The 15,115-nt window shown below is 68.4% G+C and carries 13 protein-coding genes and 1 pseudogene; 9 read left to right on the top strand and 5 right to left on the bottom strand.

Annotation, left to right across the window (positions count from 1 at the left end):
- Nucleotides 1-51: 51 nt before the first annotated feature.
- From QE360_RS00070 to QE360_RS00055, 4 genes are all read right to left on the bottom strand, one after another.
- A complete protein-coding gene (locus QE360_RS00070; protein ID WP_309698302.1) occupies nucleotides 52-1,329 on the bottom strand; it encodes an MFS transporter in 1,278 nt (425 codons plus the stop codon).
- Nucleotides 1,326-2,330, bottom strand: a complete 1,005-nt coding sequence (locus QE360_RS00065) for a carbon-nitrogen hydrolase family protein (protein WP_309698300.1) — start codon at nucleotides 2,328-2,330, stop codon at nucleotides 1,326-1,328. The genes QE360_RS00070 and QE360_RS00065 overlap by 4 nt, the downstream gene beginning before the upstream one ends.
- Nucleotides 2,331-2,445: 115 nt before the next feature.
- Nucleotides 2,446-3,420 (bottom strand): hypothetical protein, encoded by a 975-nt coding sequence (locus QE360_RS00060; protein ID WP_309698298.1) that lies wholly within the window; start codon nucleotides 3,418-3,420, stop codon nucleotides 2,446-2,448.
- Nucleotides 3,421-3,477: 57 nt separating this feature from the next.
- On the bottom strand, nucleotides 3,478-6,264 hold the full coding sequence (locus QE360_RS00055; protein WP_309698296.1) for a TonB-dependent receptor domain-containing protein: 2,787 nt from the start codon (nucleotides 6,262-6,264) through the stop codon (nucleotides 3,478-3,480).
- Nucleotides 6,265-6,615: 351 nt separating this feature from the next.
- Here QE360_RS00055 and QE360_RS00050 point away from each other — a divergent pair, with 351 nt between their 5' ends.
- Entirely contained in the window at nucleotides 6,616-7,560 is a 945-nt protein-coding gene (locus QE360_RS00050; RefSeq protein WP_309698294.1) for a helix-turn-helix domain-containing protein, read from the top strand.
- Between the two features lie 40 nt (nucleotides 7,561-7,600).
- On the opposite strand, the gene QE360_RS00045 is transcribed toward QE360_RS00050, so the two are convergent.
- Entirely contained in the window at nucleotides 7,601-8,476 is an 876-nt protein-coding gene (locus QE360_RS00045; RefSeq protein ID WP_309698292.1) for a helix-turn-helix domain-containing protein, read from the bottom strand.
- Nucleotides 8,477-8,603: 127 nt separating this feature from the next.
- Between QE360_RS00045 and pobA the strand changes: the two genes are divergently transcribed.
- From pobA to QE360_RS00005, 8 genes and pseudogenes are all read left to right on the top strand, one after another.
- Entirely contained in the window at nucleotides 8,604-9,791 is a 1,188-nt protein-coding gene (gene pobA, locus QE360_RS00040; protein WP_309698290.1) for a 4-hydroxybenzoate 3-monooxygenase, read from the top strand.
- On the top strand, nucleotides 9,788-10,501 hold the full coding sequence (locus tag QE360_RS00035) for a CoA transferase subunit A (RefSeq protein ID WP_309698288.1): 714 nt from the start codon (nucleotides 9,788-9,790) through the stop codon (nucleotides 10,499-10,501). The genes pobA and QE360_RS00035 overlap by 4 nt, the downstream gene beginning before the upstream one ends.
- A complete protein-coding gene (locus QE360_RS00030; RefSeq protein ID WP_309698285.1) occupies nucleotides 10,498-11,136 on the top strand; it encodes a 3-oxoacid CoA-transferase subunit B in 639 nt (212 codons plus the stop codon). The genes QE360_RS00035 and QE360_RS00030 overlap by 4 nt, the downstream gene beginning before the upstream one ends.
- The gene (pcaH, locus tag QE360_RS00025) at nucleotides 11,133-11,840 is read left to right on the top strand and encodes a protocatechuate 3,4-dioxygenase subunit beta (protein WP_309698283.1); all 708 of its coding nucleotides are present in this window, start codon (nucleotides 11,133-11,135) and stop codon (nucleotides 11,838-11,840) included. The genes QE360_RS00030 and pcaH overlap by 4 nt, the downstream gene beginning before the upstream one ends.
- Nucleotides 11,830-12,525 (top strand): protocatechuate 3,4-dioxygenase subunit alpha, encoded by a 696-nt coding sequence (pcaG, locus tag QE360_RS00020; RefSeq protein ID WP_309698281.1) that lies wholly within the window; start codon nucleotides 11,830-11,832, stop codon nucleotides 12,523-12,525. Before pcaH ends, pcaG begins: the two co-directional genes overlap by 11 nt.
- Nucleotides 12,522-13,664 (top strand): lyase family protein, encoded by a 1,143-nt coding sequence (locus tag QE360_RS00015; protein ID WP_309698279.1) that lies wholly within the window; start codon nucleotides 12,522-12,524, stop codon nucleotides 13,662-13,664. Before pcaG ends, QE360_RS00015 begins: the two co-directional genes overlap by 4 nt.
- Nucleotide 13,665: 1 nt before the next feature.
- The gene (gene pcaD, locus QE360_RS00010; RefSeq protein WP_309698277.1) at nucleotides 13,666-14,847 is read left to right on the top strand and encodes a 3-oxoadipate enol-lactonase; all 1,182 of its coding nucleotides are present in this window, start codon (nucleotides 13,666-13,668) and stop codon (nucleotides 14,845-14,847) included.
- Nucleotides 14,847-15,115 (top strand): annotated as a pseudogene (locus QE360_RS00005) (acetyl-CoA C-acyltransferase); the annotation flags it as partial. The gene pcaD and the pseudogene QE360_RS00005, both read left to right, overlap by 1 nt.

Below are 15,115 nucleotides of genomic sequence, written 5' to 3'. Positions count from 1 at the left end.
CTCACTCCTTTTTCCTTGTCGGTCCATGCTATGCCGGTCGCGGGCCGGGCCTCAAACGGCGATGGCGGGCGTTTCGGGACGGGCCGCCCGATGGCCGCGCCGCGGCGCGGTCTCGATCAGTGCGATGCTGGCGACCGCGCCCAGGACCAGAACGCCCGACACGGTGAGCAGCGTCGTCGGCAGTCCGGTGGTGACGGCGATCCGCCCGGCGATGCTCGGCGCAATCCCGCCGCCGAAGATCTCGCCCAGCCCCACCACCAATCCCATCGCGGTCGAGGACAGCGTGTAGGGCACGGCCTCGCCCGCCACCGGCCCCGCGAGCAGCGCGTTCGCGCCACAGCAGCAAAAGGCGGCGAGGAACAGCAGCGCGAACAGCGGCAGCGGCGTGTGCGCGGTCAGCACCAGCGCGGCGAGCGCCGCCGCCCCGCCGAGAAAGGCGGCGACCAGCGCGGGGCGGCGACCGATCACGTCCGATATGCCGCACAGCGCAATCTGCCCGACGAAACCGCCAAAGCCCAGGCCCGACATCACCAGCCCCATTTGCGGGCCGTCCAGCCGCACGACATCGGTCAGGAACACCGGCGTCATTGCGCCGAGCACGAAGATCCCGCTCATCGAGCAGAAGATCGCCGGGATGGCGACCCGCACGTTGCGTCGCGCCAGCACGTCGCGCCACGATGCGCGGGGGGCGGGATCGTTCGTCACGGCGGGGCGGGCCGCGCGGGGAGGATCGCGCAGCACCACGAACATCGTGCCCGCCAGCACGAGGCCGGGCACCGCGACGATCTGGAACACGGCGCGCCACGACGGGACGATCGCGACCAGCTGCGTCGCGATGATCGGGCCGAGCGCCAGCCCGAACAGCGCGAACGCCCCCTGGATGATGCCGAGGTTTAGCCCGCGCCGCGCCGGGCGCGACGCATCCAGCGCGGCGGCGTAGCTCGCGGGACAATAGGCCCCCTCCGCGACGCCCATGGCCAGCCTTGCGACCATCAGCATCGCCAGGCTGCCCGCCAGTCCGCTGACCCCCGACAGCAGCGAGAAGCCGATCACGGAGGCGATCACGATCCGGCGACGCCCGATGCGGTCGGCCAGATTGCCCATCAGGATCGCGAACACGCCCCATGACAGGCCGACCGCCGCGGCCAGGTTGCCGAGGTCCTGATAATCCAGCTTCAGGTCGCGCATGATCTGCGGCGCGAGCGGCATCACCAGCCAGCGATCGAGCCCGACCAGCCCGAACCCCAAGGCGAGCAGCGCGATCGCGCGAAACTCATAGCGACGGTCGCCGCTCAGGGCGCCGCCATCGGCGGTGGGGGAGGGGGTCATAGCGCCTCCCATGTGCCAGCGTCGGGCAGCGACGCGCCGAACGGCTCCACCGGGCGGCGCGGTCGGGCGTTCAGCAGCAACCGCGTCGCATCGGCCCGGCAATAATGGCCGGTCGGATCGAGTGCGCTCTTGGCATGGACGATCGCGTCGAAATCGGCATCGGCATAGAGCAGCCCTTCCTCATCCTCCGGCATCGGCTCGGTCAGCGAGCGGCCATCGGGGCCGAAGATCATCGAATTGCCCCCGCCCTGCACCGCACCGGCGGAATTGAGCAGCGCCACCTTGTCGGGGGTGTCGCACAATGTGTCATAGACATCGGGCGACATCACCCCGGTCGCATGAAGGACGAAACACCCCCCCTCCAGCGCATAGACGCGGCTGGCGGCCAGGTTCGCCTCGGCGCTCAGACCATAGGCGATGCCCTTGTAGAGCGTGAAGGACGGCCAGGAGGCGACATGGATCTGCTCGCCCTGCGCATAAAGGGCGAACTTGCTCAGTGGCTGGACATGCTCGGCACAGCATAGGGCGCCCAACCGGCCGATGGCAGTGTCGACGACCTTCAGGTCGGACCCGTCGCCCTCGCCGAACACGGTGCGCTCGACATGGGTCGGCTTCAGCTTGCGCCGGTTGAAGACCGTCGTGCCGGTGTCGTCGATCAGCATCTGGCTGATGTAGAGCGTGCTGTCGGCGCGCTCGACATAGCCGATGACGCAGTGGATGCCATGCCGCGCGGCGGCCTCGCGGATGCGGCCCAGTTCGGGGCCGTCGGCGGCCAGGGCGTTGCGGTGGTAGCGCGGCAGGAACTGCGCGCCCCATGCCGGTGCGCCCAGCCATATCCACCAGGGATAACCCGGTATCCAGATTTCCGGAAAGGCGATCAGCTTCGCGCCGTTCGCCGCCGCCTGGGCGATCAGGCCGATGGCCTTGTCGGTGGACGCCTGCGCGTCGAGATAGACTGGCGCCGCCTGTACGACGGCGAGCCGAACCATGGGCTTCGTCAACGCACTCTTCCCCCTCGCTGATATGGAATGAAGGCTAGCGGCGGCATCGAACCGCGCTTGCCGCCTGCGGCCCGAAAAATGGCCCGGACCGGCATGGCGCGCCGCCGCATGCGGGCTATTTCGCGGCGGGCGAGGCCGCCCGCCGATAGGGATGGAGCTTTTCGTAGAACGGCCCCACCGGCCAGATCGAGCGCCGGTCCTTGGGCGTGATCATGAAGCATTCGATGTCGAGGATGCGGCCGTCGACGATCTTGAAGATCTCATAGATCACGAAGGTGAAGGGCGCATCGGCCCTGGGGCCGTTGTTGCTGCTGATGCCGGGCACCACGTCCAGATGGCTGATGCCGATGACCAGGCCGCGCGCGGTGTCGACGATCGGGAAGCGGCGTTCGCGGACCACCGGGATCCAGCCGAACTTGGTGACGCCGATGTCGCAACTGTCGGAGGTGATGACGTCGGGCCGGTTGGTATTGGTGGTCGGCGTCCCGTTTTCGGTCCGGTTGCAGTCGGGATGGAACGGCACGATCGTCGGATCATGTTCCTGGATCGACTGGAAATACAGGTTGGCGATGCGCCGCAGCTCGGCGGCGGGGACGCGTTCCTCCGGCGGCAGGACGTCGGACCAGATCGGCTTGGGGAAATGAACGCCGTCCGGGTTGAAGAGCAGGTCGTCCTTGCCTGCGGTCAGCTGCTCTACCTCGGTGATCCGGCCGTCCGCGACCTTCAGCCGGGCGACGTACAGCGCCTGTCCTGCGTCCTTGCGCCGGACGATGCCGAAGAAGATCGCCTGCCCGGCCTCGGGGTCGACGATCGTCGATCGGCCGGTGATGATCGTGGCGTCCTTCCACACGCCGTCGTCGAGCCGGCCGGGCCGGCCATTTTTATACACCATCGCGCCGGGGGCGAGGGGCAGGCGGGCGGCGTCATGCGCCTCCAGCGCCAGCAGATAGCGGTTCGTCATGTCGAGCAGGCACCCGCGATCGCAGCCCGATCGGGCGGCGGGCGCTGGGGATGCGGGCGTGCGGGGCATGGCGGCAGCGGGTGTCGCCGCCGCCACCACCGCCACGATGGCCGGGAACCATGATTTCATCGAATGATCCTCTCTGGCGGACAGGAAGGGGGCCGACGCGCGATCGGCCCCGATCCATCAGAATTTGCCGCGAATGCCGAAGGTGACGTAGCGTCCGACGACATCGTGCAGGCTCTGGTTGACCGGATAGGACAGGCCCGGCAGCGCGCTGGCGTAGAGCGGGGCCTGTCGATCGAACAGGTTGCGCACGTTGATGAACGGCGAGAACTGGCCGCCCGCGACATCGTAGCTGATGTTCAGATCGGTGTAGAACACGTTCGGCATCCGGTTGGACGCGTCGGCGATCACATAGCTGGCCCGCGTCGAGCGGTCATAGCGGCCGATCCAGCGTTCCTGCACGTTCAGGTTGAAGCCGCCGTTCGCGTAGTTCACCGACAGGTTGCCCCGCCATTTGGGATAACCCGCGCCGTTGCCGCCGACGGAGGTGTTCGCGGTGCCCGCCAGTTCCTCGGCCGGCTGCGTCGCGCTCGTCTGCAACCTCAGCACCGGCACATAGCTGGCGAAGGCGCGCAGGGCCAGTTGCCCCTGACCCACGCCGAAGGTGTAGGAGGATTCGAAATCGAACCCCCGCGTCCGCAGCGAGGCGCTGTTCAGCGGCGAGACTAGGATGGCCGTGGGGACGGTCGAGCCGGACGTGCGGACGATCAGGTTGCACACCGGGGCGTTTCCACCGCTGGCCTGGCAATCGTCATAGGCCTGTTGCGCGTCCTGCACGGTGATCGCATCGCGCAGCTTCAGGTCGAAATAGTCGATGGCGAGGCGGGCGCCGGGCAGCCAGGAAGGCGAGTAGACGAAGCCCGCGCTGGTGGTCAGGCCCTTCTCGGGCTTGAGCGCGGCGTTGCCGCCCGAAATCGCCTGGGTGGGGAAATTGCCCACGCCGGGGATCGACAGGCCGAAGACGTTGATCGAGCGCGAGGCGAACAGGTCGTACAGGGTGGGCGCCCGGATGTCGCGCGAGCGCGTCGCCCGGATGACCAGATCGTCGACCGGCTGATAGACCAGGCCCGCCTTCCACGTCGTCACGCCGCCGCTGGTGCTATAGTCGGTATAGCGGACCGCACCGTTCAGGTTGAGCGAGCGGCCGAGCGCGCTGTCCTTGGCCAGCGGAATGTCGACCTCGCCGAACACCTCCTTGACGTCGTAACGGCCCTTGGCGCTGCCGACGTTCGTGAAGCTGTGGCCGAGCGTCCCGCTGGGCACGAAACGGATGCCGGTGAAGTCGGTCGCCACGCCGGGATCGGAATTGCTGGTCTCGACCAGCGACTGGCGCCGATATTCGCCGCCGACCGCCACCGACACCGGCCCCGCCCATGACGAGAAGGGCGAACCCGAGATCGAGCCGCTGACCACGTCCAGTTCGTTGACGACGCGGTAGCGCGAATAGTCGTTGACATAGGCGACCGCCGCGGCCGACGGCGAACCCTCTCCGAACAGGTTGAGCGGAACGCAGCCCGGATAGAGACCGGGATTGGTGAGGCTGACCCGGCATACGATGTTGCCGCTGCCGTCCCTTACCGCGTCGAGCGCGGCGTAGAATTTCTGGTTGTTGACCTCCAGCCCCTTCACGTCGAGCTGGGTGCGGCCATGGGAATAGGACAGGTTCCAGCGATAATCGCCAAAGCGCCCGTCGACGCCCGCCGTGACATTGTAGCTGCGGTTGAACGCGTCGGACACGCGCTGGCCCAGATCGCGGCTGTAGCGCGACATCGTGATCGGCGCGCCGCCCGACGCGGCGGTGAGCTGCGCCTGTTGCTGCGCCGACAGGAAGGCGTTGGTCGGCGAGAACAGGATGCTGCCGAAATGGAAGTCGGAGCCGTAATAGCCGATGTTGCGCGAGTCGGCGTAGCTGCCCTGGACGAAGGCGTTGACGCCCGGCGCGACGTCTATCGACAGGCGCGCAAAGGCCTGGTTGGTCTTCAGGCTGCCGGTCAGGCCGAGCTGATCGAAATAGGCCCCGTCGCCGCCGATATTGATCGACGGATTGCCCGTCGCCGTCCCCCCGTTGAACGCGGTCAGCGCGCCGCCCGGCTGGAAGGCGAGGCCAAGCGCAGGCAGCAACCCGCCGAACGACGAAAAGCTCAGCCGGGTATTGGCCGCGGTGACATAGGGATTGGCGGCGGTCCCGGCGCCCACCAGGCTGTAGAGATTGCCCGCATAGCGTCGGTCGTAACGGCTGAAGATACCGGCCGAGTCGTAATGTTCGAAGCTCGCGATCAGGTGCGCCCGGTCGCCGAGCAGCCCCGTTCCGACCGCCACGCCCGCGCGCAGGCTGGGCGCGTCGCCGCGCGTCGAGACGCCCTTTTGCAGCGTGTATTTGACGCCCGTGAATGTCTTGTCGAGGACATAGTTGACCACGCCGCTGACCGCGTCCGAACCATAGGTCGCCGACGCACCGGCCGTGACCACGTCGACGCGCTGGACCAGCATCTGGGGCAGGGTGTTGACGTCGACACTGCCGTCGAAGCTGGTCGGCGGCAGCCGCCGCCCGTCGAACAGGATCAGCGCGCGGGCGGGCCCGATACCGCGCAGGTTCAGATAGTTGCCGTTGCTGGGCGTGTTGGCGTTGGTCTGGCCATAGCTGGTCTGGCTGACCGAATTGCTGAACTGCGGCAACTGGTTGAGCCCGTCGGCGATGTTGCTGGGCGCGGTGCGGGTCAGTTCGCCCGCGCTCAGGACGGTCACGGGGCTGGGCGACTTGCTGCCGTCGCGCACCACGCGCGATCCGGTGACGACGATGTCCTTCTGCCCATCGGCGCCGTCGTTCGCCGGGCTGGCCTGGGCCTCGATCCCGGTGGCGGTCGTGGGTGTCGCCTCCTGCGCTAGTGCCGCGTGCGGCAACGCCATCAGGGAAACACCGGCCAATAACATCGAACTATATTGCACGCGCATAACGCCCCCTTCCTATGAACCAGGACCTCCTGACGGCGCCGCTCAAGCCTCTTTCGGGCTGGATGTCGGCTTATGGTGCGAACCTGCAAAGCCCGACCCACAAGACGGATAGTCTGCGAGGACGATCGGAAAAACTTGTACGGGACGGCCTGTTTTCAGGTTTGGAGCGGCGCAGGACAGGGGGGCTGGCGTCCCTAGGGGCCGGTCGGGGCGCTGGCGACCGGGCCATGGAATAAGGGCTTGCGGCCGAACCGGTCCCTATGAGAGCATCGCTGCTTTGAGCCCTCCGGCACACGAGGATGCATCGTGGACGTTGAAAGCATGAAGCGCAGGCAGGTCGATGCCGTCAGCTTTGCCGCTTGGCGGGAGACGGTGCGCGAGCAGATCGTCGATCTCGATTGCGCGCGCGCGGACGACGGCCCGTTCCACGCCTCGATCAGCAGCTGCGACCTGTTGGGAACCCGCATCGCCAAGGTCGCCGCCGGGCGCCACCATGTCTCGCGCGATCGCCGCCGGATCGCATCCGACCATGACGAATATGTCCTGCTGACCGTGCTGGTCGAGGGCCGGGTGACGATCTGCCAGGGCAGCCGCGAGGCGCGTCTTCAGGTCGGCGACATGGCGATCTACGACAGCACGCGGCCCTATGATTTCTTCGTGGAGGAACCCTTCGTCCAGACCGTCCTGCGGCTCAGCCGCAAGGACATGGCCCGCCAGATCCGCAGCCTGGACGATCTGACCGCTTGCCCCATCTCGGGCGCGCGGGGCACCGGACGGCTGGCGGCACGCTTTATCTGCGATCTCGAGGATCAGCTGGGCCATATCGATCCCCGCAGCGCGCCCGCGCTCCATGGTGCGCTGATCGACCTGGTCGGCGCGGCCTTCACCGAACAGACCTCCGACCGGCGCCCGCCGCTGCGCGAACAGCGCCACGTGCTGATGACCCGTATCGTCCAGTTCGTCGACACGCATTTCTGCGAAGAGACGCTGACGTGCGAGCGCGTCGCGGAAACCTTCGGATTGTCGGAACGCTATCTGCGCAAGCTGTTCGCGGAAAGCGAACGGTCGCTGTCGGAACGGATCTGGCACCTCCGGCTGGAAAAGGCCAAGCGCGACCTTCGCGGCAATCTGGCCTATCGGTCGTCCGTCACGTCGGTCGCCTATGATTGCGGGTTCAAGGATCCCGCGCATTTCAGCCGCGCCTTCAAGGAGAAATATGGTATGACCCCGCGCGATTACGCACGGGGCTGACATTCCGCTCCGCCGGAAAGGCCGATGCCGCCTTCGGGCGTCAGTCGCCCGCGGCCTTGCGATAGGCGCTGGGAGACACGCCCGCATGGCGGCTGAAAAAGCGGGTGAAATAGGCCGGGTCGGAAAAGCCGATCGCATAGCCGACCTCCGCCACCGACATATTGGTATAGAGAAGCGCGCGCTTGGCATCGAGCATGGCGCGCTGGTCCAGCATCGCGGCGGGTGACAACGCCGCGACCCGCGCGCAGGCGACGCGCAGGCGGCTTTCGCTGGTCCCCAGCGCCTCGGCATAATCGGCGATCGGCTCGCGCAGGCGGAAACGCTCGTCGATCCTGGCGCGGAAGCGGGCGACCAGGCTGTGGTGATGGCCGGGGATGGCGGGGGCATGGTCGCGCATCCTGTCGAGCGAGCGCAACGTCTCGACAAGGATCGTCAGCAGCGCGGCATCGACCGCCGCGCGGTGCCCCGGTCCCGACCATAGCAGCTCGCGCATCAGCGTCGCGATCTGCGCGCCGATCCGGTCGGTCGGCATATCGTCCGAACCGATGACACCAGCCTGTTCGAAGACGGCGGCGAGCCCCGGATAGCGGCTGTCGAGCAGCGTCAGATGCCGGACCGACAAGGTCACGACCGCGCCCGCCGACTCGTGATGCCAGTCGAAACCATGCACGATCCCCGCCGGTACGATCACCAGCGCGGGCGCGCTGACGGCCAGGCTCTTCGTCTCGGCGCGCATGGTGCCGCCGCCTTCTTCCAGCAGGAAGAGCTGGACCAGATCGGCATGGGCGTGCGGCAGAATCGTCCATTCATGCGGGCGCGAGCGGCTGTCCAGCCGTTCGGCATGGACGAAGCCCTCCTCCACCGCGCGGTGCGGTTCGCCATAGAGATAGAAGCTGGGAATGGCCGCGGACACCATCCGGCCATGCTATTGCGCGGCAACCGGATCGTCCAACTTTTTGCGCGCCCCGTCCATCGCACGCCGACATCGCAAAGCGCATGATCGGCACAAGTCGGCGGACAGGCCGACAGTCGAGAGGATGGATATGAGGCACCGGACACAGGTGGCGATAATCGGGGCGGGACCGGCGGGCATGTTCCTGGCCCATCTGCTCCACGCCGAAGGGATCGACGCCGTCGTGATCGAGCGACGCGACCGGCCCTATGTCGAGGGGCGGGTCCGCGCGGGCGTGCTGGAACAGGGGACGGTCGCGCTGATGCGGCGGCTGGGCCTGTCGGCGCGGCTGGAGCGCGAGGGGCTGGTCCATGGCGGCACCAATCTGGCGCTCGACGGCGAGGTCTTCCGCATCGACATGGCGGCGCTGACGGGCGGATCGACCGTCACCGTCTATGGCCAGCAGGAGGTGATGCGCGACCTGTTCGACGCCGCCGAGGATCGCGGCGTGTCGATCGTCTGGAACGCGGCGGATGTTACGCTGGCCGGGCTGGACAGCGATCGGCCGAGCGTGACCTGGCGGCAGGATGGCGCGGAACACCGGCTCGATTGCGACTTCGTGGTCGGCTGCGACGGCTTTCACGGCATCAGTCGCGCGGCCATCCCGGCCGACGTCCTGCGGGTGTTCGAGCGGGTCTATCCCTTTGGCTGGTTGGGGGTGCTGGCCGATGTGCCGCCCGCCGATCACGAACTCATCTATGCCAATCACGAACGCGGCTTCGCGCTGGCGTCGATGCGCTCGACGACGCGCAGCCGCTATTATGTCCAGTGCGCGCTGGACGAGGACCTGGCGCAATGGTCCGACGATCGCTTCTGGGACGAGCTTTGCGTCCGCCTCGGCCCGGACATGGCGGCCAGGGTGACGCGCGGACCCTGCTTCGAAAAGGCGATCGCGCCGCTTCGCTCCTTCGTCGCCGAGCCGATGCGCTGGGGGCGGCTGTTCCTGGCCGGGGACGCGGCGCATATCGTGCCGCCGACGGGGGCCAAGGGCATGAACCTGGCCGTGTCCGACGTGACGATGCTGGGTCGTGCGCTGACCGAGCATTATCACGAACGGTCGGATGCGGGGATCGACCATTATTCGGCCCGCGCGCTGGCGCGGGTGTGGAAGGCGGAGCGCTTTTCCTGGTGGTTCACCTCGGTGACCCACCGTTTCCCGACGATGGATGGCTTCGACCGGCGCATCCAGATAGCCGAGCTGGAATATCTGCGCGGTTCGCCCGCCGCGCAGCGGACGCTCGCCGAGAATTATGTGGGCCTGCCCCTGGAGATGGCATGAAGAGCAAGATCTATGACAGCCCGGCGGCCGCGCTGGCTGGGCTGCTGTTCGACGGCATGACGATCATGTCTGGCGGTTTCGGCCTGTCGGGCAACCCCGAAAGCCTGATCCCGGAGGTCCGCGCGAGCGGGGTGACGGGCCTGACCGTCATTTCCAACAATGCGGGCGCGGACGGCTTCGGCCTGTGGATGCTGCTGGAAAGCCGCCAGGTCGCCAAGATGATCTCCAGCTATGTCGGCGAGAACAAGCTGTTCGAGCAGCAATATCTGTCGGGCGAGCTGGCGCTGGAACTGAACCCGCAAGGCACGCTGGCCGAGCGGATCCGGGCTGGCGGCGCGGGCATTCCGGCCTTCTACACCAAGACCGGCGTCGGTACGGTGGTGGCCGAGGGCAAGCCGGTCGAGACGTTCGAGGGGCAGGACTATGTCCGCGAGACCTGGCTGCGCGCCGACCTGTCGATCATCAAGGCGTGGAAGGCGGACCCGGCCGGCAACCTCATGTTCCGCAAGACCGCGCGCAACTTCAACCCGAACATGGCGACCGCCGGAAAGGTGACCGTGGTCGAGGTGGAGGAGATCGTCGAAGCGGGCGCGCTCGACCCCGACTGCATCCACACGCCCGGCATTTTCGTTGACCGGATCGTCCGCTCCACCATCAACGAGAAGCGGATCGAGAAGCTGACGACCCGCGCACGGGAGGATGCGGCATGAGCTGGACCCGCGACGAGATGGCGGCGCGCGCCGCGCGCGAGCTTCAGGACGGCTTCTACGTCAATCTGGGCATCGGCATCCCGACCCTGGTTGCCAACCACGTGCCGGAGGGCATCGACGTGACCTTGCAGTCGGAAAACGGACTGCTGGGCATCGGGCCCTTTCCCTATGAGGGCGAGGCGGACCCCGACCTGATCAACGCGGGCAAGCAGACGGTGACGACGCTGCCGACTTCCAGCTTCTTTTCCAGCGCGGACAGCTTCGCGATGATCCGGGGCGGCCATATCGACATGGCGGTGCTGGGCGCGATGGAGGTGTCGGCCGGGGGCGACATCGCCAACTGGACGATTCCGGGCAAGATGGTGAAGGGCATGGGCGGCGCGATGGACCTGGTCGCGGGCGTCAAGCGCATCGTCGTGGTGATGGACCATGCCAGCAAGTCCGGCAGTCCGAAGATCCTGCCCGAATGCACCCTGCCGCTGACCGGCAAGGCCTGTGTCGACCTGATCGTCACCGACCTGTGCGTGATGGCGTGCGACAAGCCGGGGCTGCGGCTGGTCGAACTGGCGCCCGGCGTGACGCTGGACGAGGTGCGCGCGAAGACGGGTGCGCCCTTTGCGGAGCAGCCGGCATGATCGGCTATAGCAAGGACGATGCGGGCGCGCCGCCGCTGCTGGTGCCCGACTATCGCTCCACGGCGACGCGGGCGCCGCTTCGGCCGCCGATCGCGATCCCGCCGACGCTGACCGAGACGACCGGGCCTGGCGGCTGCTGGGAGCGGCTGATGGGATCGGCGCTCGCCGACCTGACGACGCAGCATAAGGCCGAGCCGCTGGGCCAGCGGATCATCGTCGCGGGCCGCGTGCTGGACGAACAGGGGCGCGCGGTGCCCGATACCGTGATGGAAATCTGGCAGGCCAATGCCGCCGGACGCTATATCCATGCCAAGGACCAGTGGGACGCGCCGCACGACCCCAATTTCACCGGCGCGGGGCGGGTGGTGACCGATGCGGAGGGGCGGTATCGCTTCGTGACGGTGCGACCCGGCGCCTATCCCTGGGGCAATCACCGCAATGCCTGGCGCCCCGCGCATATCCATCTCTCGCTGCTGGGCCCCGCCTTTGCGACGCGGCTGGTGACGCAGCTCTATTTCCCCGACGATCCACTGATCGAGATCGATCCGATCGCCAATGCGGTCCCGATGCCCTACCGCCAGCGGCTGGTCGCGCGGCTCGATATGGATGTGACCGAGCCCAATTGGGCGCTCGGCTATCGGTTCGACGTGGTGCTGAAGGGACGCGACCAGACGCCCTTCGAGGAGGATCATCATGACCATTGATCCCGCCGACCTGCGCCCCCAGGCGCGCGCCGACAATCAGGACCCGGCGCTGTTCGGCCAGACGCCCAGCCAGACGGTCGGGCCGTTCTTCCATTACGGCCTGCCCTGGCGGGGCGGCGCGGACCTGGTCGGCCGGTCGGACATGGGCGCGCGGCCCGAACTGATGCCCGAGGCGCATTATGTGCTGAACCTGTCCTCGCCCACCGGCACGCCCGAGGGGCAGGTCATCGAGGTCACCGGCCGCGTGCTCGACGGACAGGGCGCCGTGGTGCCCGATGCGATGGTCGAGATCTGGCAGGCCAATGCGGCGGGTCGCTATCGCAGCCTGGACGATACACGGCAGGAGGTGCCGATCGATCCGCATTTCGTCGGGTTCGGCCGGTCCGCGACCGATGAGGAGGGCCGCTTCCGTTTCCGTACGATCATGCCCGGCCGGGTGCCGGGACCGGCCAATGGCCTTCAGGCGCCGCATCTGGCGGTGTCGATCTTCGCGCGCGGGCTGCTCAGGCGGCTGGCGACCCGCATCTATTTCGACGGGGCGGACGGTAACGACACCGATCCGGTGCTTGCCTGCGTCCCGCCGGAGCGTCGCGCCACCCTGATCGCGGTGCAGGGCGCGCCGGGCGTCTGGTCGCTCGACCCCCTGCTGCAGGGGGAACGCGAAACGGTGATGTTCGACCTGTGACCAGCCTGTTGCGCCTCCGCCCGGTCGCGACGCCGGACATGATCGCGATATTCGATGACGCGGCGGCCATCGCCCATGCCTGCGCCTTCGAGGTGGCGTTGGCACAGGCGCAGGCCGCCCATGGGCTGATCCCGGCAGCGGTGGCGGAGGCCATCGCCGTGGGTGTCTCCCAGGTCCGGATCGACCCGGCCGTGCTGGCGGATGCGGCGGCCCTGGCGGGGACGCTGGCCATTCCACTGGTCGAGCATCTGCGTGGTGCGCTGTCGGGCGAGGCGGGCAGGGCGCTGCATCGCGGCGCGACCAGCCAGGACGTGGCGGACAGCGTGATGATGATGCAAGTCCGAGCCGCGCTTCCCCTGGTCGCGCGCGATGCCCGCCGGGTGGTCGCGGCCCTGGCGGACCTCGCTGCGACGCATCGTGCGACCCCGGCGATCGGGCGCACGCTGCTGCAGGACGCGATCCCGGTCGCCTTCGGCCTGCGACTGGCGCAGGCTGCGGCAGGAATCGCCGAGGCGCTCGATCAACTGGAAGAGGCGGTGGCGCACCATGCCATCATCCAGTTAGGCGGTGCGGCGGGAACGCGCGCCGGATCGGGCGGGCAGGGCGCGGCGGTCGCGGCGCATATGGCGCAGGCCCTGGGGCTGACGGCGGGGGCGCCCTGGCATGCGCGGCGGACGGGCGTGGCGTCGATCGGCGCGGCGATCGGCATCCTGATCGGCGCGCTGGGCAAGCTGGCCCGCGACGTGTCGCTGCTGGCGCAGAACGGCGTTGGCGAGGCGCGGGAACCGGTCATCGCCGGACGCGGCGGCTCCTCGGCGATGGCGCATAAGCGCAATCCGACCGGCTGTCAGGTCGCGCTGTCCGCCGCGATCCGCGCGCCGGGCCTCGTCGCCGCGCTATTGGCGGGGATGCCGCAGGAACAGGAACGCGGGCTCGGCGGCTGGCAGGCGGAGGGCCCGGTCCTGGCCGAGCTCTTCCTGCTCGCCTCGGGCAGCGCCGCCGCGATGGCGGTGGTGGCCGAGGGGCTGGAGATCGACCGCGCGGCGGTGGCGCGCAATCTGGCCAGCGCGGGCATGGGCGACGACCTGGGCGAAAGCGCGGCCATCATCGCCGAATTGCTGGGGTTCGAAGGGAACTGATATGGCGTTCACGACACGCGACGGCACCCGCCTGCACTGGCGGCTGGAGGGCGCGGAGGATCGTCCGGTGCTGGTGCTGCTCAACTCGATCGGCACGGATATCGGCCTTTGGGACCGGACCGTCCCGTTGCTGCTCCCCGCCTTTCGCCTGCTGCGCATCGATGCGCGCGGGCATGGCGGGTCGGATGCCCCGGACGGCGACTATAGCCTGGCGATGCTGGCCGCCGATGTCGCCGCGATCATGGACGATGCGGGCGTCGGGACGGCGGCGGTGGCGGGGGTGTCGCTGGGCGGCATGGTCGCGATGCAACTGGCGCTCGACCATCCGGAGCGGGTTTCGGCGCTGGCGCTGATCTGCACCTCGGCGACGATGGACCCCGCCGCGTGGAGCGCGCGGATCGACACGGTGCGCGCCCAGGGCACCGGCGCCATCGCCGAGATGGCGGTCGGGCGGTTCCTGTCACCCGACTTCGCCGCGCAGCATCCCGACATCGCCGCGACGCTGCGCGACGGCATCGCGCGCCAGGCCGATACGGGCTATGCCGGGGCGGGCGCGGCGATCCGCGACATGGCGCTGATCGACCGGATTGCGGGGCTTGCCGTGCCGACCCTGGTCGTCACCGCGATGCGCGACGTCTCCACCCCCTATGCCGGGCATGGCGAGCATCTGGTCGCGACCATCCCCGGCGCGCGTCATGCCGGGGTCGAGGGGGCGCATCTGCCACCGATCGAGGCTCCCGGTGCGCTGGCCACCGCGCTCCGCCGGTTCCTGACCACCGACGAAACGGTCGAGGCGGCGAGTGACACCCTGTTCGAGGCCGGGCTGATCAACCGCCGCCGGGTGCTGGGCGATGAATGGGTCGAACGCAGCCTGGCGAGACGCACCCCCCTGACGGCCGATTTCCAGGCCATGATCACCCGGATCGCCTGGGGCGAGATCTGGGGGCGGCCGGGGCTGGACGATCGGACCCGCCGCCTGATCGTGCTGGCGATCACTTGCGCACTGGGGCGTTGGGAGGAATTCGCGCTGCATGTCCGCGCCGGGCTGACCCAGGGCGGCTTCACGCGCGACGAGCTGAAGGAAGTGCTGATGCAGGCCGCCATCTATGCGGGCGTACCCGCCGCCAATACCGGCTTTGCCGAGGCGCAGAAGATCATCGACATGCTGGAACAGGACGCCTGATGCCCGACGCTTATATCTGCGACGCGATCCGCACCCCCATCGGCAAGCTGAACGGCGCGCTGGCGGGCGTTCGGGCCGACGACCTTGCCGCCATTCCCCTGCGTGCGTTGATGGAGCGCAACCGCCACGTCGACTGGCAGGGCGTCGAAGACGTGCTGCTGGGGTGCGCCAATCAGGCGGGCGAGGACAATCGCAACGTCGCGCGCATGGCGGTGCTGCTCGCCGGTCTGCCGGAGGTGGTGCCGGGCGGAACGATCAACCGGCTGTG

The organism is Sphingomonas sp. SORGH_AS_0789 (genome assembly GCF_031453055.1).
Lineage (GTDB): Bacteria > Pseudomonadota > Alphaproteobacteria > Sphingomonadales > Sphingomonadaceae > Sphingomonas.
Note: the sequence above shows the minus strand (reverse complement) of the source record. Positions and strands in the feature narration are given on the sequence as shown.